Source organism: Salmonella sp. SAL00670 (assembly GCF_046552235.1).
Taxonomy (GTDB): Bacteria; Pseudomonadota; Gammaproteobacteria; order Enterobacterales; family Enterobacteriaceae; genus Salmonella; species Salmonella enterica.
The window spans coordinates 453,915-476,000 of sequence record NZ_JBGDUO010000002.1 but is presented as its reverse complement, the minus strand read 5'-3'; the positions used below and the strand labels follow the sequence as shown (position 1 = coordinate 476,000).

19 protein-coding genes are annotated in these 22,086 nt (G+C 48.7%); 14 read left to right on the top strand and 5 right to left on the bottom strand.

Features of this window, described 5'->3' with window-relative positions; translation table 11 throughout:
• Window positions 1–11: 11 nt before the first annotated feature.
• The gene (locus tag ACLJRS_RS09710; RefSeq protein WP_000437132.1) at window positions 12–1,484 is read right to left on the bottom strand and encodes a fructuronate reductase; all 1,473 of its coding nucleotides are present in this window, start codon (window positions 1,482–1,484) and stop codon (window positions 12–14) included.
• Window positions 1,485–1,594: 110 nt separating this feature from the next.
• The gene (uxuA, locus tag ACLJRS_RS09705) at window positions 1,595–2,779 is read right to left on the bottom strand and encodes a mannonate dehydratase (protein ID WP_000815479.1); all 1,185 of its coding nucleotides are present in this window, start codon (window positions 2,777–2,779) and stop codon (window positions 1,595–1,597) included.
• Between the two features lie 404 nt (window positions 2,780–3,183).
• On the opposite strand from uxuA, the gene ACLJRS_RS09700 reads away from it, so the two are divergent.
• The 5 genes from ACLJRS_RS09700 to iraD all read left to right on the top strand — a co-directional run bounded on the left by ACLJRS_RS09700 (window position 3,184) and on the right by iraD (window position 8,315).
• Complete coding sequence (locus ACLJRS_RS09700; RefSeq protein ID WP_000784371.1) at window positions 3,184–4,488, top strand: MFS transporter; 1,305 nt, start codon at window positions 3,184–3,186, stop codon at window positions 4,486–4,488.
• A 395-nt stretch (window positions 4,489–4,883) separates the two neighbouring features.
• Window positions 4,884–5,762, top strand: coding sequence for a carbon-nitrogen hydrolase family protein (locus ACLJRS_RS09695; RefSeq protein ID WP_001137806.1), 879 nt, complete (start codon window positions 4,884–4,886; stop codon window positions 5,760–5,762).
• A 38-nt stretch (window positions 5,763–5,800) separates the two neighbouring features.
• Complete coding sequence (locus ACLJRS_RS09690; protein WP_000540891.1) at window positions 5,801–6,724, top strand: polysaccharide deacetylase family protein; 924 nt, start codon at window positions 5,801–5,803, stop codon at window positions 6,722–6,724.
• Window positions 6,725–7,449: 725 nt separating this feature from the next.
• The gene (locus ACLJRS_RS09685; protein ID WP_000338753.1) at window positions 7,450–7,935 is read left to right on the top strand and encodes an Hcp family type VI secretion system effector; all 486 of its coding nucleotides are present in this window, start codon (window positions 7,450–7,452) and stop codon (window positions 7,933–7,935) included.
• The gene (gene iraD, locus ACLJRS_RS09680; protein WP_000988938.1) at window positions 7,935–8,315 is read left to right on the top strand and encodes an anti-adapter protein IraD; all 381 of its coding nucleotides are present in this window, start codon (window positions 7,935–7,937) and stop codon (window positions 8,313–8,315) included. Before ACLJRS_RS09685 ends, iraD begins: the two co-directional genes overlap by 1 nt.
• 135 nt (window positions 8,316–8,450) lie before the next feature.
• Here the strand turns inward: iraD and ACLJRS_RS09675 are convergent, their stop codons facing one another.
• Complete coding sequence (locus ACLJRS_RS09675) at window positions 8,451–9,935, bottom strand: NAD-dependent phenylacetaldehyde dehydrogenase (RefSeq protein WP_001286392.1); 1,485 nt, start codon at window positions 9,933–9,935, stop codon at window positions 8,451–8,453.
• A gap of 161 nt (window positions 9,936–10,096) precedes the next feature.
• Here ACLJRS_RS09675 and ACLJRS_RS09670 point away from each other — a divergent pair, with 161 nt between their 5' ends.
• From ACLJRS_RS09670 to ACLJRS_RS09655, 4 genes are all read left to right on the top strand, one after another.
• Window positions 10,097–11,398 carry an NAD(P)/FAD-dependent oxidoreductase gene (locus tag ACLJRS_RS09670; protein ID WP_001092825.1) on the top strand — a complete coding sequence of 434 codons (1,302 nt, stop codon included), beginning with the start codon at window positions 10,097–10,099 and terminating at the stop codon, window positions 11,396–11,398.
• 14 nt (window positions 11,399–11,412) lie between these two features.
• The gene (locus ACLJRS_RS09665; RefSeq protein ID WP_000542979.1) at window positions 11,413–11,787 is read left to right on the top strand and encodes a cupin domain-containing protein; all 375 of its coding nucleotides are present in this window, start codon (window positions 11,413–11,415) and stop codon (window positions 11,785–11,787) included.
• A gap of 208 nt (window positions 11,788–11,995) precedes the next feature.
• The gene (locus tag ACLJRS_RS09660) at window positions 11,996–13,495 is read left to right on the top strand and encodes an APC family permease (RefSeq protein ID WP_000475953.1); all 1,500 of its coding nucleotides are present in this window, start codon (window positions 11,996–11,998) and stop codon (window positions 13,493–13,495) included.
• Window positions 13,473–14,030 (top strand): DUF3156 family protein, encoded by a 558-nt coding sequence (locus ACLJRS_RS09655; RefSeq protein WP_000100096.1) that lies wholly within the window; start codon window positions 13,473–13,475, stop codon window positions 14,028–14,030. The genes ACLJRS_RS09660 and ACLJRS_RS09655 overlap by 23 nt, the downstream gene beginning before the upstream one ends.
• 104 nt (window positions 14,031–14,134) lie before the next feature.
• On the opposite strand, the gene ACLJRS_RS09650 is transcribed toward ACLJRS_RS09655, so the two are convergent.
• On the bottom strand, window positions 14,135–14,818 hold the full coding sequence (locus tag ACLJRS_RS09650; RefSeq protein WP_001275354.1) for a helix-turn-helix transcriptional regulator: 684 nt from the start codon (window positions 14,816–14,818) through the stop codon (window positions 14,135–14,137).
• A 511-nt stretch (window positions 14,819–15,329) separates the two neighbouring features.
• Here ACLJRS_RS09650 and ACLJRS_RS09645 point away from each other — a divergent pair.
• Both ACLJRS_RS09645 and ACLJRS_RS09640 read left to right on the top strand, forming a co-directional pair.
• Window positions 15,330–16,514, top strand: coding sequence for an anaerobic sulfatase maturase (locus ACLJRS_RS09645; RefSeq protein ID WP_000933437.1), 1,185 nt, complete (start codon window positions 15,330–15,332; stop codon window positions 16,512–16,514).
• 68 nt (window positions 16,515–16,582) lie between these two features.
• On the top strand, window positions 16,583–18,322 hold the full coding sequence (locus tag ACLJRS_RS09640; RefSeq protein ID WP_000712459.1) for an arylsulfatase: 1,740 nt from the start codon (window positions 16,583–16,585) through the stop codon (window positions 18,320–18,322).
• 47 nt (window positions 18,323–18,369) lie between these two features.
• Here the strand turns inward: ACLJRS_RS09640 and ripR are convergent, their stop codons facing one another.
• Window positions 18,370–19,248, bottom strand: a complete 879-nt coding sequence (gene ripR, locus ACLJRS_RS09635) for an itaconate degradation transcriptional regulator RipR (protein ID WP_000423173.1) — start codon at window positions 19,246–19,248, stop codon at window positions 18,370–18,372.
• Window positions 19,249–19,339: 91 nt separating this feature from the next.
• Between ripR and ripC the strand changes: the two genes are divergently transcribed.
• The 3 genes from ripC to ripA are packed head-to-tail and all read left to right on the top strand — an operon-like array spanning window position 19,340 to window position 22,083.
• Window positions 19,340–20,182 carry an itaconate degradation C-C-lyase RipC gene (gene ripC / locus ACLJRS_RS09630; protein ID WP_001112897.1) on the top strand — a complete coding sequence of 281 codons (843 nt, stop codon included), beginning with the start codon at window positions 19,340–19,342 and terminating at the stop codon, window positions 20,180–20,182.
• 23 nt (window positions 20,183–20,205) lie between these two features.
• Entirely contained in the window at window positions 20,206–20,733 is a 528-nt protein-coding gene (ripB, locus tag ACLJRS_RS09625) for a (R)-specific enoyl-CoA hydratase RipB/Ich (RefSeq protein WP_001094307.1), read from the top strand.
• Window positions 20,734–20,757: 24 nt separating this feature from the next.
• Window positions 20,758–22,083, top strand: coding sequence for an itaconate CoA-transferase RipA/Ict (ripA, locus tag ACLJRS_RS09620; protein WP_000982337.1), 1,326 nt, complete (start codon window positions 20,758–20,760; stop codon window positions 22,081–22,083).
• The last annotated feature ends 3 nt before the right edge of the window (window positions 22,084–22,086 follow it).

Genomic DNA, 22,086 nt, shown 5'->3' with positions numbered 1-22,086 from the left:
GATTTATCTCCTTACTTAGCCAGCGCTTCTACCGTGGCTTTCGCGCCATTCTGCAATAGCTGTTGGTAAGCGTCGGTAACGGCTTGCACAAATTCGTGGTTCTTCGGCAGGTCGTTGCCAAAGATAGACTCGATGGCCAGTAGCCCGCGAACGCGTTCTTCCGGCGTCTGATATTGCTGATGAATCGCCTGATACTGCGCGAGCAGCGGATCGACGACATCAATGGTTTTACCTTGCTCATCGACACCGCCGACGTAACGCATCCATCCGGCGACGCCCAGCGTCAGGCGGCGATAGTCATCGCCCTGTTGCAAGTGCAGGCGCACCGGGTCCAACAAACGCTGCGGCAGTTTCTGACTGCCATCCATCGCGATCTGCCAAGTGCGGTGTTTCAACGAGGGGTTAGTGAAACGCGCGATCAACAAATTCGCATACCCTTCCAGATCGGTGCCTTCCGGCATTGACAACGTCGGCGCTTGTTCATCAAGCATCAGCGCCAGCGCCGCGCGCCGGTAAGCCGGGTTGGTCATGGTATCGGCGATAGTGTCATACCCGCCGAGATAACCCAGATAGGCGAGGAAAGAGTGACTGCCGTTAAGCATACGCAGCTTCATCATTTCAAACGGTACGACGTCTGCAACGAATTGCGCGCCGACGGTGTCCCAGTCCGGGCGACCATTCACAAAGTTATCTTCGATGACCCACTGGCGGAAGGGTTCGCAGGCGATAGCGCAAGGATCATAAACCCCTAACTGGTCGGCAACCAGCTGTAGCGTCTCTTCGGTCGCCGCCGGAACAATGCGGTCAACCATGGTGCAGGGGAAGGTCACATTGTCGGCAATCCATGCGGCGAGGGCGGCATCGCGAGCTTTCGCCAGGCCGAGGACGGCAGCCTTCGCGACGTGACCATTCTCGCGCACGTTATCACACGACAGCACGGTAAAAGCTTTCAGTCCTTGCTCCCGGCGCATGTTTAGCGCTTCGACAATATAGCCAATGGCGGATTTAGGCTGCTGTGGATGGGCAAGATCGTTTTGGATCAGCGGGTTATTGACATCAAGCTCGCCGCTGGCGGGGTCGGTGCAGTAGCCTTTTTCGGTCACGGTTAAGGAGACGATGGCGGTTTCCGGGCGCGCCATTGCCGCCAGAATCCCTGCATGGCCGTCGAATTCAGGGTGCAGCGCTTCTTTCATTGAACCGATAATTTTCAGTTCGGTGCTTTCTGCGCCGCGTTCTGCAACGGTGTACAGCAGATTTTGCGCTTTCAGGTTCGCGATCAGCCGCGCGTCGTTACCCGGCATCAGGTTCACTTCACAAATGCCCCAGTCGCTGTCGCTCTTTTCCAGTAGATGATGGGTAAAGAGCGCCTGGTGCGCGCGGTGAAACGCCCCGCAGCCCAGATGCACAATACGGGATACCAGACGTGATTTGTCCCAGTTTGGGCGGGCGACGGAAACCTGGGCGGTGGCGATATTCTGTTCCATTGCAAACTCCTGTCATTCGACGTCTTCGCCCGCGATCTCCGGGGCGAGGCATGTTGCTATTGCATTGAGTAGGGGAAATCGCATGACGCGTCGCGCCATGCGAAAGAAGGTTATTTGCTAAAGAAAGCGCGCTGGATAGCCAGTTCGACGCCGCGGACTTCCGCAAGCCCTTTCAGACGGCCAATGGCGGAATAACCCGGATTCGTTTTCTTCTTCAGATCGTCCAGCATCTGATGACCGTGGTCCGGGCGCATTGGGATCAGATCGTCGCTACCTTCGGCTTTACGACGGTGCTCTTCTTCCACAATCGCTTTAACGACTTCATACATATCCACATCGCCGTGCAAATGGGCGGCCTCGTGGAAGGTCTTCGGATTCTCTTCGCGCAGCGTAGAACGCAGATGCGTAAAGTAGATGCGCGGACCAAATTGCTTGATCATATCAACCAGATCGTTGTCGGCGCGCACGCCGTAAGATCCGGTACACATGGTGAAGCCGTTCGCCATGCTATTAACGGTTTCCACCATCCATTGCATGTCTTCAATGGTAGAGACAATGCGCGGCAGGCCGAGAATAGGGCGCGGCGGATCGTCAGGGTGAACGGCCATACGCACGCCAACCTCGTCGGCAACCGGAATAATGGCTTTCAGGAAATAGGCAAAATGTTCACGCAGTTTTGCTTTATCGATATCTTTATACGTCGCCAGGTGTTGACGGAACTGATCCAGCGTATAGCCTTCTTCCGCGCCAGGTAAACCGGCAATAATGTTGCGGGTCAGACGTGCTTTGTCTTCCTCGCTCATGGTGGCGAAACGTCGCTCTGCCTGAGCAATTTCTTCTGCCGTATAGTCGGCTTCTGCTCCCGGACGCTTCAGGATATGCAGTTCGAACGCGGCGAATTCAATCTGGTCAAAACGCAACGCTTTTGAACCATCCGGCAATACGTATTCCAGATCCGTACGTGTCCAGTCCAGCACCGGCATAAAGTTATAGCAAACCGTATAGATACCGCATTGCGCCAGGTTACGCAGCGTTTGCTGGTAGTTTTTGATCCATAAATCGTACTGACCGGTGTGGGTTTTGATATCTTCGTGGATAGGTACGCTCTCTACCACAGACCACTCCAGACCCGCCTCTTCAACGATAGCTTTACGTTTCTGGATCTCGTCTATCGACCAAATTTCTCCATTCGGGATATGGTGTAACGCCGTTACCACGCCGGTTGCGCCAGCCTGGCGTACATCTGACAGCGTTACCGGGTCGTTAGGTCCGTACCAGCGCCAGGTTTGTTTCATATCTCGTTTCCTCTTCTTGCGATAACGTCTTCGTGGTTGACCCATTGCCAGCCAACATCGAAACGTGCTTTGTAAACCCGTTCTGACCCCTAAATTCAACCAAAATTTTTCTCATGTCAACCTTATTGTCTAAATTGGCTAACCAAATCACAAATATCATCATTCACGGTCTGCCAATTTTATTTATTTGATCTGTGTCAATTTTTGCTGGGTGAAAAGCATTCACCATTCAACTTGAAATGAGTTGATGTATTTATTTCAAGAATATTAAGGGCGGGAGTTGCCGCCAGATTTTGACCGGTCCGGATGAGAAAATATTGATTGGTCAACCAATTTTTGTGATTTCAGTTTTCCCGCTACAGGTCAGACGGCGCGGAGCTAATGTTTTTTAACGAGGCTTTATCATGAAGATGACAAAATTAAGATGGTGGATTATCGGCCTGGTCTGCGTAGGGACCATCGTAAACTACCTGTCCCGTAGCTCGCTTAGCGTTGCGGCGCCAGCGATGATGAAAGAACTCCATTTTGATGAGCAACAATATTCCTGGGTGGTGAGCGCCTTCCAGCTTTGTTACACCATTGCGCAGCCGATCACCGGCTATTTGATGGATGTCATCGGACTGAAAATCGGCTTCTTTATCTTTGCCTTGTTATGGTCGCTGATCAACATGGCGCACGCGCTGGCCGGCGGCTGGATAAGTCTGGCATTTCTGCGTGGTCTGATGGGGCTAACCGAAGCGTCAGCGATTCCGGCCGGGATTAAAGCCAGCGCCGAATGGTTCCCGACGAAAGAACGCGGTATTGCGGGGGGACTGTTTAATATCGGTACTTCGATTGGCGCGATGCTGGCGCCGCCGCTGGTGGTCTGGGCGATGCTGACCTTTGCTGATAGCGGCATCGGTACTGAAATGGCGTTTGTGATTACCGGTGGGATAGGCGTGCTGTTCGCCATCACCTGGTTCCTGATTTATAACTCGCCAAATAAACACCCGTGGATCACCCACAAAGAGCTGCGTTATATCGAAGACGGCCAGGAAAGCTATCTCCAGGACGATAATAAAAAACCGGCCGTTAAAGAGATCGTTAAAAAGCGTAACTTCTGGGCGTTGGCGATTACCCGTTTTCTTGCTGACCCGGCATGGGGAACGCTGAGTTTCTGGATGCCGCTGTATCTGATTAACGTGATGCATCTGCCGTTAAAAGAGATCGCCATGTTTGCCTGGCTGCCGTTCCTGGCTGCGGACTTCGGCTGCGTTGCAGGCGGTTTCCTGGCGAAGTTCTTCATGGAAAAGATGCACATGACCACGATCAATGCGCGTCGTTGTAGCTTTACCATCGGCGCTGTTTTGATGATTTCGATCGGTTTTGTCAGCATTACGACTAACCCGTATGTCGCCATTGCATTGATGAGTATTGGCGGTTTTGCGCACCAGACGCTGTCTACCGTTGTGATTACCATGAGCGCTGACCTGTTCAAGAAAAATGAGGTCGCGACGGTTGCCGGTCTGGCAGGATCTGCGGCATGGATGGGACAGTTAAGCTTCAACCTGTTTATGGGGGCATTGGTCGCTATTATCGGTTATGGCCCGTTCTTCATTGCACTCAGTCTGTTCGATATTATCGGCGCCATCATCCTGTGGGTACTGATTAAAGATCCGGAAAAGCACCACCCGCCAATGACGGAACAGCCGCTGGCGTCTCACCGCTAAAGCTGTCTCGGTTTCACTGGCCTGATAAGCGAAGCGCTACCGGGTTCTAACGGCCACCTTCGGGTGGCCGTCTTCATTACCCTTATCGGTAAAAATACGCGTTGGTTTTATACCAGCGCGTTATCATTTAGTTTGCCTGATTATTTTCAGATGCTGAAAATAATATTGTGGTAAGGGTTATTGTTTTTCGCCTGGATTTTTATCGACTCTCTGTCTCGCTGCGATCATCGATAAAGTCCCCTTTATGTAAATAAAGGTTCAATGCTTCTACTCTTTTCTCCATATATTTTGCGCAGCTTCACAAAAAATAACCTGATGTCGTAATGTCCACTCCCTAATATTCTCCATGCGCTATACGTTAATTTAAGTTTAAATTTCATGCCGGGGATATCACGATGCCACGTAATTTTACTGTTTCAGCCTGTCAGTATATTGTTACTGAAATAAACACTTTTGAAGATTTCATAACAAAGGTAAGGATACTTCTTAATAAAAGTCAGGGAGCTGATGTCGTTATCTTCCCGGAGCTATTTACCATTGAGCTATTTACACTATTGAAAAAATGGCAAGAAAGACCCATTTCACACCTTACTTTAATTGATCAGTTCACGGATGCCTATAAGCAGCTTTTTCAACAGGAAGCGAAAGAAAGAGGACAGTTCATTATTGCTGGCTCTCATCTGGAGCAGACTGGAGCAGATCGCTATGAGAATGTTGCGCATATATGGGGACCCGATGGCGAACATTATGCTCACAGTAAGACGCATATCTTCCCGGCTGAACGGGGTTGGTATACTCAGGAAGGCGATAAAATGGCTGTTTTTCAACTGCCATTTGCAAAGGTGGGTTTTAATATTTGTTATGAAGCAGAAATACCGGAGTGTGCCGCGACGCTGGCGGAACAGGGTGTGGAGTTAATTTTAACGCCTTCCGCTACGTTTACTGAACAGGGATTTTGGCGAGTCAGGCATTGTTGCCACGCACGTTGTATTGAAAATCAAATTTATCTTGTTCACTGTTGCCTGGGAGGAAACCCGGGCGGGCCACTGCCAGGCTGCTGGGCCCGAAGTTCAATTTTAAGCCCCTGTGATGTCGTGTGGAAAAATCCACAAGGTATTATCGCAGAGGCGCACGTCAATCAAGAGGATGTCATTTCAGGAGAAATTAACCTCGATGTTCTATATGAAAATAGACTTGGGGGGGCAGCAACAACGTTCAAGGACAGACGCAGAAAAGCAGGCATATATAATATCTGGCCATCACACATTAAATAACAGAATGTGTCCCTTCTATGTATTAGCTGGAGGTCGTTATGGGATATTTAAAATTACCTGAGGGTAAAAGGATTGCGGTCAATCTTGGTGTTGATGTAGATGCTCAGTCTTTATGGCTGGGCGGATTTAATCGACCGTCGCCATCCTTTATGTCACGAGGAGAGTTTGGTGCACAAGTTGGCGTACCAAGGCTTCTGAAATTGTTTAAAGAAAATAATATCAAAACCACCTTTTTTATTCCCGGACACACTGTAGACACCTTCCCGGAAATCAGTAAAGCGATTTTTGATGCCGGGCATGAAATCGCTCACCATGGCTACTATCATGAAAATCCGACGCTGGTGAATCGTGATACAGAACGCCGACTTATGGATCTGGCGTTCGCCTGTTATAAAAGACATTTCGGCATACGCCCTGTGGGATACCGTTCTCCCTATTGGGATTATAGCGAGAATACGCTGGATCTTCTGGAGGAAGCCGGTTTTCTCTATGACAGTAGCCTGATGGCGAGAGATCTTGTGCCTTACCATCCTCAACGTTGGCAGGTGAATTGGGAGACGGGAAATATCGCAGGCCCGGCCAGCGCGATTCTGGAAATTCCTGTTAGCTGGTATCTGGATGATTTTCCCGCACTGGCGTATACCGGTAACCAGGAGGGGATGAGCGATACTGACGGTGTTCTGCGACGCTGGAAGGATATTTTTACCTATGCTTATCACCATCAGGAAAACGGTTTATATGCGATGGCTCTTCATCCGCAGATAATCGGTCATGGGCATCATATGATGATGTTGTCACGTTTGATTGAACATATTAAAGGGCATGATGGCGTATGGTTTGCAACCTGTGAAGAGATAGCCAGTGTCTGGGTGGATGACGAAGAGGATCGACAAAAAATGCTCCGTCCTGATGTTCGTGGCGTAGCGCCGGTTCCGGATGATTATGGCTGGCCAGGCAAATGATATCACCTCATGACAATGTTAATATCAGTCGGGTAACGGATTACCCGGGCAGAAGTTACCTGTTTGCCCGCTCGTTAATGCATATTGTCCATCAGAAAGGGAGACTATCCCGGGACGTATAAAATCTTTTTTATTTCGGTCAAAACGTTAATCAACGAGAATAGTTTGTTTTTTGATTTAAATCATTTTTTAGTGTTCACAGGAAAATAATCAAATAACATTTGTAATGTGAGTATTAAGAAAAATAAAATTTCCATAGTGATTAATTTTTATTTAACGCTTTGATTTTTAATGTTTTTGTATGTGTTAATTGATGTAAATCAATTTGGATTTTTTTATTAAATAAGTAAAAATTAAGTTGATATTTGCTTTTTGATGTGTTTTTTATATATAGCTGATTATTATTCTGAAATGTCAATTTTTGAATAACGACGCTGTGATACCGGCACCAGGGATACTTTGCGATAAAAGGGATTGAATATGGCAGAGAGCGTTCAGTATAACCTCAATTGTATTTGGCCACAGCGGGCCAAAACCCTCTATTGCTTTGCAACCAGCGGAATAACGTTCATCAGACGTGGGTAAACGTCGGCAAAATCCCTGCAAACCTGGCGCTTTTCACGCTGTGTTTTTTGGTCGTTGCGCTTTTAATAAGAGTCACAAGCGCTGGCCGCCGGTATTCGTCTGGCTGCTGAACTGCCACCTGATCAACAAGGAGATAAATCATGGATGCGATTTTTTTAAAGCTCGACAATATCAAAGGCGAAAGCCAGGTTGAAGGCTTTGAAGATCAGATAGAGATCATGTCTTATAGCCACAATGTGGCAATGCAGGTAAATAACGATGTTAGCCTCACTGAGCGGACTTCCGGGCGCGCGCATGTTGGTGAAATGTCGCTCACCAAATTTGTCGACCTCGCCACGCCTGTGCTCAATGAGTACTGCTGTAGCGGGAGGCTAATTAGAACCGCGGTGCTGACGTTGTGCCGCAATGACGACGGCAAAATGCGGTCGCTTATCGTTTATACCCTGACAAACGTGCTGATATCACAACTCAGTGTTAGCGGCGGTGCCGGCGGTAAGCCGGTGGAAACGATGTCGCTGAACTTCACGAAAATCGAATGGCAAATCACTGCCGAGAAATCAGACGGCGCTCAGCAGGAGTCCAGAACGTCAGTATGGGATCTGGCGATGGACCAGATAGGGAAATGATGATGACGCCAACCATTCCGGTCGCGCTATTCGACAGGCTCTTGGTTGAGGGGATAAGCCCACATGAATTGGTACGACGCAAGTTAATGTGTTTATTCAACTCTTGCGCCGTGCCAGGTGGCGAGACATTACCGCCGCTGCTCACTCGGGGTATGCCGGAATGGCACGAGGTGAATGTGGGTGACAAACGGGTTCTCAACTGGTTTTGCCGTGAGCTTCGCGCTGCTATTTTACGTTATGAACCGAGCATCAACATGCTGAAAGTCAGTGTAAAAGATGCCCATCATCAGACGCTGGCGTTGTCTTTGGAAGCGATGTTACAGGATGAGTCTGAACCGTTAAGGCTGGAGATAGCCTACTCTAACGGTAGATGGCGCTAGTAATGCAGGAAGGAACGCCGGGCCGGGCGTTTAACATTATCCCAAAAGCAAAAAAACGCAGCGAGCGAACCTGATAATCAGGCAGACAGTCCACCTTTCGGTATGGTTGATCTGCCTGCATCATTTTCAGGATGGTTAATAACGGACCATGACAGATTTAAGTTCGGTATAGTCATCAATAAACGCGCTGCCAAATTCACGACCAATGCCCGATCCTTTCATCCCTCCAAAGGGTACCGCGGGATCGAGGAAGGTATGCATATTGACCCACACCATGCCAGCATCAATATCTTCAGCGTAGCGTAATGCCTTAGATATATTTTCCGACCACACACTTGCAGCAAGGCCGAATGGCGAATCGTTGATATGCGAAAGCGCCTCTTTTTCATTCTGATAACCGATAAAGCTACAGACAGGGCCAAAGGTCTCCTCGTGCATCAGCGTACTGTTTTTACTACGCACTTTTACCGCTGTCGGCTGTAAAAAGTACCCTTCGCCGGGTAAAGTTTCACCGCCGTAAACAATGGTATCCCCTTCTTCCCGTGCACGTTGAATCAGACGCAGCACTTTTTCAAGCTGAACCTGATTCGCCAGCGGGCCCATCACCGTTTTTTCATCTAAAGGCGAGCCGGGCACGATCTCCGATAACCGTTGCCTGAGGAGCGTCATGACTGTATCCAGTTTTTCCTGGGGCAGATAAAAACGCTCTGCGGCAGCACAAATCTGTCCTTGATTCAGATAACCGGCTTCAAGAATACCGTTGACCATGGCTTGTGCCGAGAGATCATTGAGAAACAGCGCCGCATTTTTCCCTCCCAGTTCGAGGGTAACGCGTTTTCCTGACGATGTTGCCGAACGCCGGACTTTCTCACCTGTCGCGACTGACCCGGTGAAACTCACTTTGGCGCAATCTGGATGCGCGATCAGCTGTTGCGCTATCTCACCGCCAACACCGTTTACCACGTTAATTACGCCATCAGGGAAACCTGCCTCTTTAGCCAGTTCAGCGACTCGCAGCAGTGTCAGCGGGGTATATTCACTTGGTTTAATGACGATGGTGCAGCCACATACCAGCGCTGCGGCCAGCTTCCAGATAGCAATCATAATGGAGAAATTCCACGGCACAATACCGACGACCACTCCAATGGGTTGGCGTTGGGTAAACGCGGTGTATCTCTCTTCTCCCATTGATGGCAGGGAGACATTCAGCGTTTCACCGGTTATTTTTCCTGCCCAACCGGCAAAGTAACGCAGGAAGGCCACTGACTGATCGAGTTCAAGACCGCGCGACAGCATAATCGTTTTACCTGAACAGACGCTTTCCAGTTGAGCTAACTCTTCACGATGAGCGGCAAGAGTATCAGCCAGTTTCAGCAGTAATGCGCCGCGTTGTAACGTTGGCATTTTACGCCAGACATCAAACGCCCGTCTGGCGCTCTGCATGGCCTCTTCTGCCTGCGCAGGGGTTGCCGACACAACGTCGGCGATGATTTTGCCGGTGGCTGGGTTAGTGACCGAGAAGTTCGTGCCGTTTCCGGCCTGACGTTCACCTGCAATAAATTGTCCGTGTCGTTGGCGTAAAAAAGTCGTTACTTCGGCAAGTAATGTCACGTCGCTCATCAGAAGTGCCTGTAGGTCAGGAATGTACGTTTTTCCATCTCAACATACTTGCCTGGAACTGAATATCGTTCCAAAGAACGTCATTCTTCCGGACGATATTTTGTAAAACGTTACCGTGCTGTGATAGCTGTCTTAGTCAAGCGTGATGACAAGGTAACGCGATGAATACAAAAATCGATGCGTTGAATTACTACGGCGCGACGAAAAAATACCCGTTGCATTTTCCTGCTCTGCAAGAGGATATTGATGCCGATGTGGTGATCATTGGCGGTGGCTTTTCAGGCATCAATACCGCGCTGGAACTGGCGGAGCAGGGGATCACTAATGTTGTCGTTCTGGAAGCCCGCCATCTTGGGTATGGCGGCACCGGGCGAAATGGCGGTCAGGTGATGGCCGGTATAGGTCACGACATCGAAGCCGTTAAAAAATATGTAGGCGCAGCGGGAATGGAGACGCTGTTTAAAATCTCGAACCTCGGCGCAGGTATTATTCGGGAGCGAATTCGTAAATACCATATTGATGCTGATTTTGTCCCCGGATATGGTTATCTGGCCTACAACCAGCGGCAGTTAAAAACGCTGCAACAATGGGAAAAAGAATTCAAAGCTGCTACGCCGGAAGATGATATTGAACTCTATACCGGTAAAGACGTGCAGCAGGTTATTGGTTCCGACGTCTACTGCGGTGTTCTCAAGCATATGGGGGGAGGGCATGTCCACTCGCTGAATTTATTGCTGGGCTCCGCTCAGGCTGCGAATTCGCTGGGGGTGAAGATATTCGAATATTCACCTGTGGTTGAGGTCAGTTACGGTAAAACTGTGCGGGTACGTACTGCGATGGGCAGCGTAAAAGCGGCCAAATTGCTGTGGGCCTGTGATAGTTTTCTCAATAATCTGGAACCAGAAATTTATAAGAAAACGCTGGTTACTTATTCTTATCAGGTCTCTACAGAACCTCTCTCCAGCGAGCTTGTTGAGCGGATCAGTCCCTTGCGCGGGGCTTTTAGTGATATCCGCCCGGTGATAAATTACTACCGTCTCACAAAAGAAAACCGTCTGCTGTTTGGCAGCGCCACAAGGTTTCTTGAATATACCCCGCACGATTTTGCTGCCTGGAACCGCACTCTGTTGACGGAGGTCTTCCCTTATTTGAAAGACGTTAAAATCGATTTTGCCTGGGGCGGACCGATGGCCTGTAGCGCGAATCTGTTTCCGCAGATTGGCACGCTTCGTGAACACAATAATGTTTTTTATGTTCAGGGTTATTCCGGATTTGGCGTCACGCCTTCCCATATTGTATGCAAAATCCTGGCCGAAGGAATAAATGGCGGTTCCGAGCGGTATCGTCTGATGAGTAGCATTCCCCACGCGACAATTTATGGTCGCGACAGTCTACGTCTATTGCTGGTCAGTGCGGGAAAACTGATACATCAAACAGCCGGTTTCTGGAAAGGCCGGAATTAACCAGGAGAACATTAATGCACGCTTTTAAACTCAATCAACCTGTTCCTGAATTACAGCCAATCGGGAGTGTCAGCCTGTTGGGGGCGTTGCCAACAGAAGGCGATCCCCAGGTCGCCGTTGCGATGATTTACGGTAAACCTGAGGACGTATTTACCTGTGGACTGTTTTCATCGACCCGCGGCGGTTTCACTATGATTTATCCCTTTACCGAGCACGCAACCGTGCTGGAAGGGGAAGTGGAACTCACTGTTGCGGGTCAGGAACCGATACGTTTTTCACCAGGCGATAGTTGGTTTGTTGAACAGGGAACCGAAGTGGCATGGAAAGTTTTAACGCCCCGTTTTGTAAAACATTATCTGGCAAAAGTTGAAAGCCATAAGCAGGGTTGAATCCTTTAATTGTTCGTCAGTAGCGTTGGCATCACTGGGGAGAATAACGCGCTCCCCACTTGCTATTAGCGCATGCGGGGACGGCGTCACAACGTTATTTACCGTTATCCCTCTTCAGGACGATACCTGTTAGATACGGTGCCTGCCATAAATAAGCGTTATTCCGGAGCGGTAATTTATTGTTGTAATAATAGTGAAGAGGTTGACCATGTTTAAAAACAGACTTGCCAGCCATCTTGAACGTGGCGTTATTGGTTTCCCCACGACGCTTGCCAGCTCCGTTGGGCTGATTATGGCAAGCCCGGTGATCCTGACCGTGACCAGTGGTTTTGGCTCAGGGGGAGATACCTTTGCTCTTGCGGTATTACTGGCATTTATTATGATGCAAGCGCAGATTACCACCTTTGCCGAAGCGGCAACGCTCATTCCCACGACTGGCTCCGTCTACGACTATATCTCCTGCGGGATGGGGCGTTTTTTCGCTATCACCGGTGCGCTTTGCGCTTACCTGATCGTACACATTTTTGCCGGCACGGCAGAAACGATTCTCGCTGGCGTCATGGCGCTGGTGAACTTTGAGTCTGTTAGCGAACACGTGGCCATGCAGCACAATACCTGGATGGTTGGCGTCGGCATGGTAGTGGTTTTCGGGATACTGAATGCCATTGGTGTTGAAGTATTTGGCAAGGTGGAAGTGTTTCTTACATTCGGTATGTGGACTACCCTGACCATCTTCGGTTTATGCGGGATCCTGTTATCCCCGGTCACTCATCATTCCGGGTGGTTTGGCGCACCGCTTGATGTCAGTAATCTTTCTGGTCTGTTTGGTTATATAGGCATGGCGATGTTTATGTTCGTCGGTTGTGAACTGGTCACGCCAATGGCGCCGGAAATTAAAAAAGCGCATCGTACGATTCCCAGAGCGATGGCGCTTGGCCTTTTAGCGGTGGCAGGTTGTATGTTCCTCTATGGCGCTGCGATTAACCGGCAGGTAAATAATGTGGTGGTCGATGCGGCAAACCATATCTTTTTACTGGATACGCCGATGGCTATTCCCGCCTTTGCCAATCGTGTCATGGGACATGTCGGGCAATACTGGCTGGGCGTGGGGTTGTTGTTAGCGGGATGTGCGACGATTAATACGCTAATGGCGGCAGTACCGCGTATTATATACGGCATGGCGCTGGACGGCGCTTTGCCGCGGTTTCTGACCTGGTTGCACCCCCGCTTTAAAACACCGGTCATCGCCATCGCATTCGGTGTTGCGATTCCCTGTTTACATGCCTGGTATCTGAACGGTGATATCGACCACATTGTTCCGCTGATCCTCGCTGCGGTCTGCGCCTGGGGAGTAGCTTATCTGCTGGTAACGTTATCGGTCGTTATCTTACGTATTCGGCGCCCCGATTTACCACGCGCTTACCGGGCCCCCTGGTTTCCCTTACCTCAGATTATTTCGAGCGTGGGTATTATTATCGCCATTATTAATATCGCGCCTCCAGGAATGAACAGTCGGGATGTACTTATACCATTCGGTATTATGCTTGGATTGACTGCCGCCTATGCCTTATTCTGGACATTATGTGTGCAACGGGTTAATCCTTTCCTCCCGCTTCCGGTAGAAGAGGTCGTGGAACGGGCTATGGGCAATTATGAAAAGCGAAACAATGAAGAGATGACGCCAGATGTCCTCCGTCCCCTGGTTTAAGAACGCATTAATGAATATGGTGTTACGTGATTTGAGCGGCTGGCGTTGTGAAAAATTGACCGAACATAGCGCCGTGCTGCATCTGAATGCATTTACCCAGGTTATCTGCCATGTTCAGCAAAAACGGTTATTCATGGCCAGTATTCACAGTTGTGAATTCAGGGTGAAAGGCACAATCAATTATCCTTTGCAGGGCAAAATTCGCGCTCATCAGCCCGGATGGCTGAAACGTTATCCCGTCATTTTTACTGGCAGTAAAAGTACCGCCGGGCTGATTAACTATCTTAATCGTTTCCCCAATTTACAACAGGCTCTGAGTGAACTGGATTATCGTCGGTTCACGCTGGTTTTACATCATAAGGAATGGTATTGCAGCATTGAGCTATGGGCTGCGAGCGAAGTGGTTTGTAAAATGCCGCCGCTGCGCCGTTATCTGCGGCTTGAGCGGCACCAGCGTGTTCTTCTGCTTAGTGTGATAAATATGATCAATCAGGCCATGAATCAATGGCTGCAACAGGATACCGACGCCAGATAATATGACATTTTATTGCGGCATCAGCTCAGAGGGTGGTATTAATTCAGGCATATATGACATATGGGGAAAAGACCCGCAATTGACGCGGGTTAAAAAGAACGCTTTCACATATTCAGTGAATGTTGTACCGAGGACATTCTGGTTCGGGAAACCAGTTCCGTGCGATTTATCACTTCTGTTTTAGCAAAAATATTACGTAAATGCGTTTTCACTGTTGAGAGAGAAATATTCAACTGACGGGCAATCAATTTGTTGCTGGCCCCTTCGCAGACCATTCCCACAATTTCACGCTCTTTGGCGGTCAATATTGACGCCAGATCGTTGTCTTCCTGAAGAGAATCATGAATTGCCAGTCCCAGTAATGGTTGTACTGCCTGGGCTCGCAAACGCTCTTCGCTGGAAAAAGGTATATCGCGCATTAATGAAATGCCCGCGATAATACGATGGCCCCGACGAATAAAGATCTCAATCATGTCGCACACATGATTAGGTAGCATAAATTCATGATAATAATGGCGATGACGAGCACAGATGCCGGGCGTCATCGTCGCTACTGTAATAACCTGTTGGCCGAATCGGGAAGGCGATAGCGGGTCTAATGGTTGAAAATGCTCCAGATATTGTTGGTGTGTGCTATTAGAAATATTATGTAAAACATAGGCTTCCGGCTTTAAATAAGCATTAACACGATAAAAAACCGCCGACGACAGAGGAATGAGTTGCGCAATGCTCTGTAAGCAATGGAGAGTGATCCCGTCATTATGGCCAGTAGTTGATAAGGCTGACATGTTATCTCCTTCCATCCGGATGAGCGCGTCGGGGCGCAGTAAAATAGTGGTATGCTGAAACATACAATTTACATTCGGTTAACACAATCATTCACATGTTAATAATGTGACGTATGTTGCGGTATTTTTTATAACATCTTGAAAATAAATGATTTTAATTTAAATCCTGTCTGGTTTTCTAAAAAATAATTTAAAATTATTAATATGATTTTTTTCTGTCGCGGTTGACTCATCTCCTGAAAATGCCGTGAGTTCTCGTCCTTCAGGACGATATTCTTTTGAGACGACTGTTCTATGATTTTCTGTAATAGCGCAGGTTAACAGAGACTTAATTTCTGGCTCAGACAGGATTTGCTAAATAACGTTTCAATAGCGTCATGCGCTATGCAGAAAACCGGCGTATCAATAGATACAGCCTGCTCTCGGCATTCTGCCCGCAGCGCCAGACGAACGCTATTGCGAAATGTGAGTCATGTCTCCGCATCAGAAATGAGAATTACAGGACAGAATAATGTTGAATCTCAACACATTACGGCAACAACAAATCCCCGTAATGACGGAATATCGCGCGCAGATACCCTTTCATATATTGGCAAAACCCATAGGCCCTGCATGTAATCTGGCCTGCCGCTATTGTTATTACCCACAGGGCGAAACGCCCGTAGAAAAAATGAATGAATCAACGCTGGAGGTTTTTATTTGTCGCTATATTGCGGCGCAACCTGCCAGTGCGCGTGAAATTAATTTTGTCTGGCAAGGCGGTGAACCGCTTTTAGCCGGAATCGGTTTTTATAAAAAGGTAATAGCGCTTCAACAACGATATGCGCCTGACGGCGTGACGATCAGTAATAGTCTGCAAACGAATGCGACGTTGTTAAACGATGCCTGGTGCCGTCTGTTTCGCGACAATAATTTTACTATTGGCATCAGTCTTGAGGGCAGTGAAGACTTGCAAAATCATCATCGTCCGGGCAAACGCGGCGAGGCCAGCTATCCGGCGGTGTTGCGGGGAATCACATTGTTACAACACTATCGAGTCGATTTTAATGTACTGATTGTCGTGCATGATGACATGGCTCGCCATGCGGCAGCCATCTACGATCATGTTGTTAGCCTTGGCGCTCGTTATCTGCAATTTCAGCCACTGATGGACGAAGGCAACGCCCTACAGCAACGTTACCAATTGAGTGCGGATAACTGGGGACGTTTCATGATTGATATCTGGCGTCAATGGCGCAAACGCGGTGATATGGGACGGGTTTTTGTGATCAACATTGAACAGGCATGGGCACAATATTTTACGCATATCAGCGCCACCTGTGTCCATTCCGCCCGCTGCGGCACGAATCTGGTCATGGAGCCGGACGGCAAACTCTATGCCTGCGATCATCTGATTAATAGCCAGCATTACCTGGGACAGCTTTCTAATAATACGTTAGCGCCAGCCGTAGATTCCGCAACCCGGCTTCCCTTTGGTATTAAGAAAAGCCAGCGCCGGGAGTGTCAACGGTGTTCTGTGAAAATAGTCTGCCAGGGAGGCTGCCCCGCACATATCAACAGTGCCGGCTACAACCGACTTTGTAGCGGCTATTACTCTTTTTTCACGGAGATTCTGGCTCCGCTACGCGCCTGGCCCCGGAATCTGAATGGACTGAAGGCCTGGCGTGCTGACGTTATGGGCAGATTTTCGGGCTGATGGTCCCTCTTGCCGCATTTGCCTGCCGCTCTTGTACAACACCCGTAGTCTGAAATGGAGAATAAGCCGTGAAAAAAGAAGTAACACTTGCCACACTCAGCATTATCTTCTCCGGTACGGCACACAGTACGCAAAACGAACGTCCTGATATTATCGTGATTATCGCTGATGATATGGGATATTCTGATATCACTCCCTTCGGTGGGGAAATCCCAACGCCTAATTTGCAGGCGATGGCTGAGAACGGCGTGCGGATGAGTCAATATTACACGTCTCCCATGTCTGCTCCCGCCCGTGCGATGCTATTAACCGGGAACACCAGTCAGCAAGCGGGTATAGGCGGTATGTGGTGGTATGAAAATACCATAGGTAAGGAAGGCTATGAATTGCGCCTGACTGATCGGGTGACGACCATGGCTGAACGCTTTAAAGATGCTGGTTACAATACGCTGATGGCGGGTAAATGGCATCTTGGTTTTACGCCAGGCTCGACGCCAAAAGATCGGGGCTTTCGTCATTCTTTCGCCTTGATGGGGGGAGGCGCCAGTCACTTTGATGATGCCGTGCCGCTGGGAACCGTGGAGATATTTCATACCTATTATACCCGTGACAATCAGCGCATTTCACTGCCCTCCAGTTTTTACTCCAGCGAAGCCTATGCCAGCCAGATTAATCGCTGGATCAGCGAGACGCCACGGGAACAACCTATCTTCGCGTGGTTGGCCTTTACTGCGCCACATGATCCTCTGCAGGCGCCGGATGAATGGATTAGTCGTTTTAAAAGTCAGTATGAACAGGGCTATGCAGACGTCTATCGTCAGCGTATTGCTCGTTTGAAGAAACTGGGTTTCCTGCGTGATGACATACCTCTGCCAGGACTGGAACTTGATAAAGAATGGCAGGCGATGACCCCGGAACAGCAGAAATATACGGCGAAGGTGATGCAGGTTTACGCTGCTATGATCGCCAATATGGATGCACAGATTGGCACCGTTATTGAGACATTAAAAAAGACCGGGCGCGATAAAAACACGATTCTGGTCTTCTTAAGTGATAATGGGGTGAATCCGGCAGAGGGCTTTCACTATGAATCTGAACCAGATTTTTGGAAGCAATTCGATAATCGTTACGAAAATATTGGTCGTAAAAATTCATTTATCTCTTATGGTCCCCACTGGGCTGATGTCAGCAATGCGCCTTATGGTCGCTATCACAAAACGACCAGCGGTCAGGGGGGAATTAATACCAGTTTTATGATTTCCGGTCCTGGTATCATCCATCATGGCGCCATAGATAACGCCACGATGGCGGCGTATGATGTTGCGCCCACGCTCTATGAATTTGCAGGTATTGATGCCAGTAAATCATTATCTGAAAGACCGACACTGCCAATGATCGGCGTGAGTTTTAAACGCTATCTGACCGGTGAAAGTCTGCACGCGCCTCGCACACAATATGGTGTTGAACTCCATAATCAGGCGGCCTGGATAGATGGGGAATGGAAATTGCGTCGTCTTGTCACAGTATTCCCACAGGCGGGTAATGCGCCATGGGAATTATTCAACCTGCAACGTGACCCCCTGGAAACGCATAATCTCGCAGCAAATTATGCGGATAAAGTGAAAATACTGAGCAGCGCATATGAGGCATTTGCAAAACAGACAATGGTGCTTTATGCCAAAGGCAAGCTTATCGATTATGTGGGTATCGACAGTAAAACCGGGCGTTATCTGGCTGTCGATCCACAGACATTGCAGCCAGTTCCTGCTCCGTTAGCGATTCCTTTAGACACAAAATCGGACCAATAATTATTGGTTACGTTTCAAATGATTATTCAACGCTCACATAACCGCATTCAGCCAGTGACTTTCAGGATGAAGTTTCTCAGCGTTGGCGATGTATCGCCGCGCCGGTATGCCAGAGCCAGTTTTGCGACGGGCATCTGGTCTGCAACGGGGCGGTATACTACTCCCTTGACATTAACCTGTCTCATTGAATCTGGAACCATCGACACGCCCATCTCTGCCGACACAAGGTTAATGACTGACGAAATTTGCGGCACGAGTTGACCAATTTTCGGTTCAAAGCCCGCTTTACCGCAGGCCTCGATCACTGCGTCATAAAGCGACAGGCCGATTTCACGTGGGAAGAGTAAAAAAAACTCATCTTTGAGAATCGAGAGTGCAATCTGTTTACACGCCGCAGCAGGATGCGTTTCTGCCAGCACAATAACCATTGGCTCTTCAGACAGTAACCTGAGCTGGAACCGTTCATTGCCTGTAAAACCGGGTCTCAGAAAGGCAACATCCAGCGATCCTTCATTCAATTCATCAGCCAGTTGAGTTGTATTTCCTTCCTCAAGCTGCAAACGAACGTCAGGATAAGCCCGCTTGAAAGTACGGATTGCGCTGGGCACCACACTGTTAAATGCCGCAGAGGCAGTAAAACCCACCCTTAACACGCCCGACTCCCCCCTGGCGACACGCTGCGCCGCCAGCACGGCTCTTGTCGCGGTAGCAGGCATCCCTTTAACAACATCATAAAATGCTTTTCCAGCCTCGGTTAATTCCGCGCCATGAGGCACTCTCCGGAATAGCTGCGCTCCCAGCTCTCTTTCCAGATCCTTAATCTGTTGGCTTAGCGGCGGCTGACCTATGCCTAATTTTGTCGCAGCCCGCGTGAAATGCCGCTCTTCAGCGACGGCGAGAAAATAGCGAATATGGCGCAGTTCCATCCTCATCTCCAAAAGCAATTAAGAATGGCACCATCATATATTGGAAGAATGAAACCAGCGAGCGCATAGTGAGGTTAACAGGAGGTGCTATATGCCCGATATTTCTCATACACCGACACGTAGCTGGCTTTTTACCCCAGCAATTCGACCAGAACGTTTCATAAAAGCAGTTGAAAGTGCGGCGGACATTTCTATTATCGATCTTGAAGACTCCGTCACCCCGAATGACAAGGCGCAGGCCCGGAAAATTGCGATGCAGTTCCTTTCATCCCGACCAAACTCATCGCTGAAAATAGCATTAAGAATTAATGGAATGAATACTCATGCTGGCATTGAAGACCTGCATATGTTACTGGAATGCCGTTTTTTTCCTGATTACATTATTCTTCCAAAAACAGAGTCAGCCGCGCACCTGCAAATCGTGGATAGTCTTATCATGATGGCTGGTTCTGATACTCGCCTTATTGGCATTATTGAGTCAGTTGTTGGGCTTAATGCCGTAGAGTCTATTGCGGACGCCACCCCCAGACTCTGCGGGTTGATGTTTGGCGCCGCAGATATGGCGGCTGACATTGGCGCCACACCCGCCTGGGAGCCTCTTGCGCTGGCGCGGGCCAGAATAGTGGCTGCCTGCGCTATGAAAGGGCTTCTTGCAATAGATGCTCCCTTCTTTGATATAGGCGATTTTTCAGGTCTGAAAGAGGAAACGCTGCAGGCGCTCAGTTTTGGTTTTTCTGCAAAATCGGCTATTCACCCCGCTCAGATTAGTGTAATCAACGCCGCATTTACTCCTACAACGGCAGAAATTAATCATGCTCGTGCAGTACTGACAGAGAATGCCAAAGGCGTCGGGATCGTTAGCGGCATGATGATAGATGCAGCCGTTGCCCGTCAGGCCCGGAGATTACTCGCCCGGGCAGGGATCTTTTCCTGATTTTATTAACAGAGGAATTGATTATGAACACGTTATTACCCGCTTATAAAACCATTAGCGAGGGGCGCTACCGAGAAATTTCGGGTCTTTACTGGGAGGATTTTCATCCCGGTGATGTTTTTGAACATCGTCCCGGCCGGACGGTTCTGGACGCCGATAATGTGTGGTTTACCCTGCTCACTCTCAATGTGCAGCCGGTCCATTTCGATGCGGCTTACGCCAGCAAAACGGAATGGAAAAAGTTACTGGTTGATTCAACGTTCACTCTGGCGCTTTTAACCGGTATGAGCGTGCGTACTGTCAGCGCCAAGGTCGTGGCCAATCTTGGCTGGGATAAGGTACAAGCCGTCCATCCGGTTTTCGCAGGGGATACACTTTATGCTGAAAGCACTGTACTCAGCAAACGCCTGTCAAATAGTCGCCCGGGACAAGGCATCGTTACCGTTCGGACATGTGGTATTAACCAGAATGGTGTAGAGGTCATGCGCTTCGAACGAACAATGTTAGTTTATTGCTGTGGATGTTCGCCTGAAGAAGACGCCGCTTATTGAGAAATCGCCCTGAGGTTTAGAGTCATGATGAATGTTAATGCAGTGTATGCCGAAAAATGCGTGACGCCTGACGAGGCGGTTACTTTAATTACCTCCGGCAGTCACCTCTCTATGGGAATGTTTGCAGCAGAGCCTCCAGCTTTGCTGAATGCGCTGGCAAAGCGAGCGAAAAGGGGAGAAATCAACGATCTGCGGGTTTACTGTTATGAAACAGCCAGCATTGCCGGGAACACTATTTTCCGTTATGAGCTAAGTGACTATATTCATCTCTACAGTATGTTTATTACCGGTATTGAACGGGCTTTAATACGTCAGGGGATTGAGAGTTCCGGGCGAAAAATAGTTAACTATGTACCTTCAAATTTTCATCAGGCGACGCGATTACTAGCTGATGATATTGGTATTGATACCTTTATTCACACCGTGTCCCCTATGGATAAGTATGGCTATTTTAATTTTGGAACTGGAAACGATTATTCCACCCGGATTGCGAGGACAGCTAAAAAGCTTATTGTCGAAGTTAACAAATATATGCCGCGCGTTCATGGAGAAGGTGCTGCAATCCATATTTCAGAAATTGACGCCATTGTTGAAAACCATGTCCCTTTAATTGAACTACCAATACGTACTGCCGTAGCCGAAGATATTGCTATCAGTCAGATTATCGCTTCTCTTGTGCCAGATGGCGCTTGTCTCCAGATGGGGGTCGGCGCATTACCGGAGCTCATCTGTAATGCGCTCAAGGAACATAATGATCTGGGGGTCCATACAGAGGCGCTGAATCCGGGGTTGGTAAGTTTGATTCAACAAGGCGTCGTTACCAATCAGCGTAAAAATATCGACCGGGGAATGTCTGTATTTACTTTTGCTATGGGACAAAAGGATATGTATGACTATCTCAACGACAACCCCTCTTTTTTTAGTCGGCCTGTCGATTATGTTAACGATCCGGGGATCATTGCGCAAAATGAGAATGTTGTCTCCATTAACGCTACCTTACAAATCGATCTCACTGGTGCCTGTAACTCTGAATATTTGCTTGGACACCAGTACAGCGCTTCAGGAGGGCAATTGGATTTTGTCAGAGGCGCATATGCATCTAAAGGAGGTCGTTCCATTATTACGACCCGCTCAACGGCCGCGAATGATACGATTTCTCGTATTGTTCCCCGCCTTGAGGGGCCTGTAACAACCCCACGAACGGATACGCACTGGATAGTCACTGAATTTGGCTCCGTAAACCTGAAGGGGCTCTCTTCAACCGAGCGTGCGCTCAGCATCATTGAATTGGCACATCCCAATTTTCGGCAGCAACTTAGAGTAGATGCAAAAAAAATGCATCTGATTTAAAAG

What these genes read in the sequence shown, in the direction of transcription:
- ACLJRS_RS09710 (WP_000437132.1), bottom strand. Translation starts at nt 1,484, where the DNA reads ATGGAACAGAATATCGCCACCGCCCAGGTTTCCGTCGCCCGCCCAAAC.
- uxuA (WP_000815479.1), bottom strand. Translation starts at nt 2,779, where the DNA reads ATGAAACAAACCTGGCGCTGGTACGGACCTAACGACCCGGTAACGCTG.
- ACLJRS_RS09700 (WP_000784371.1), top strand. Translation starts at nt 3,184, where the DNA reads ATGAAGATGACAAAATTAAGATGGTGGATTATCGGCCTGGTCTGCGTA.
- ACLJRS_RS09695 (WP_001137806.1), top strand. Translation starts at nt 4,884, where the DNA reads ATGCCACGTAATTTTACTGTTTCAGCCTGTCAGTATATTGTTACTGAA.
- ACLJRS_RS09690 (WP_000540891.1), top strand. Translation starts at nt 5,801, where the DNA reads ATGGGATATTTAAAATTACCTGAGGGTAAAAGGATTGCGGTCAATCTT.
- ACLJRS_RS09685 (WP_000338753.1), top strand. Translation starts at nt 7,450, where the DNA reads ATGGATGCGATTTTTTTAAAGCTCGACAATATCAAAGGCGAAAGCCAG.
- iraD (WP_000988938.1), top strand. Translation starts at nt 7,935, where the DNA reads ATGATGACGCCAACCATTCCGGTCGCGCTATTCGACAGGCTCTTGGTT.
- ACLJRS_RS09675 (WP_001286392.1), bottom strand. Translation starts at nt 9,935, where the DNA reads ATGAGCGACGTGACATTACTTGCCGAAGTAACGACTTTTTTACGCCAA.
- ACLJRS_RS09670 (WP_001092825.1), top strand. Translation starts at nt 10,097, where the DNA reads ATGAATACAAAAATCGATGCGTTGAATTACTACGGCGCGACGAAAAAA.
- ACLJRS_RS09665 (WP_000542979.1), top strand. Translation starts at nt 11,413, where the DNA reads ATGCACGCTTTTAAACTCAATCAACCTGTTCCTGAATTACAGCCAATC.
- ACLJRS_RS09660 (WP_000475953.1), top strand. Translation starts at nt 11,996, where the DNA reads ATGTTTAAAAACAGACTTGCCAGCCATCTTGAACGTGGCGTTATTGGT.
- ACLJRS_RS09655 (WP_000100096.1), top strand. Translation starts at nt 13,473, where the DNA reads ATGTCCTCCGTCCCCTGGTTTAAGAACGCATTAATGAATATGGTGTTA.
- ACLJRS_RS09650 (WP_001275354.1), bottom strand. Translation starts at nt 14,818, where the DNA reads ATGTCAGCCTTATCAACTACTGGCCATAATGACGGGATCACTCTCCAT.
- ACLJRS_RS09645 (WP_000933437.1), top strand. Translation starts at nt 15,330, where the DNA reads ATGTTGAATCTCAACACATTACGGCAACAACAAATCCCCGTAATGACG.
- ripR (WP_000423173.1), bottom strand. Translation starts at nt 19,248, where the DNA reads ATGGAACTGCGCCATATTCGCTATTTTCTCGCCGTCGCTGAAGAGCGG.
- ripC (WP_001112897.1), top strand. Translation starts at nt 19,340, where the DNA reads ATGCCCGATATTTCTCATACACCGACACGTAGCTGGCTTTTTACCCCA.
- ripB (WP_001094307.1), top strand. Translation starts at nt 20,206, where the DNA reads ATGAACACGTTATTACCCGCTTATAAAACCATTAGCGAGGGGCGCTAC.
- ripA (WP_000982337.1), top strand. Translation starts at nt 20,758, where the DNA reads ATGATGAATGTTAATGCAGTGTATGCCGAAAAATGCGTGACGCCTGAC.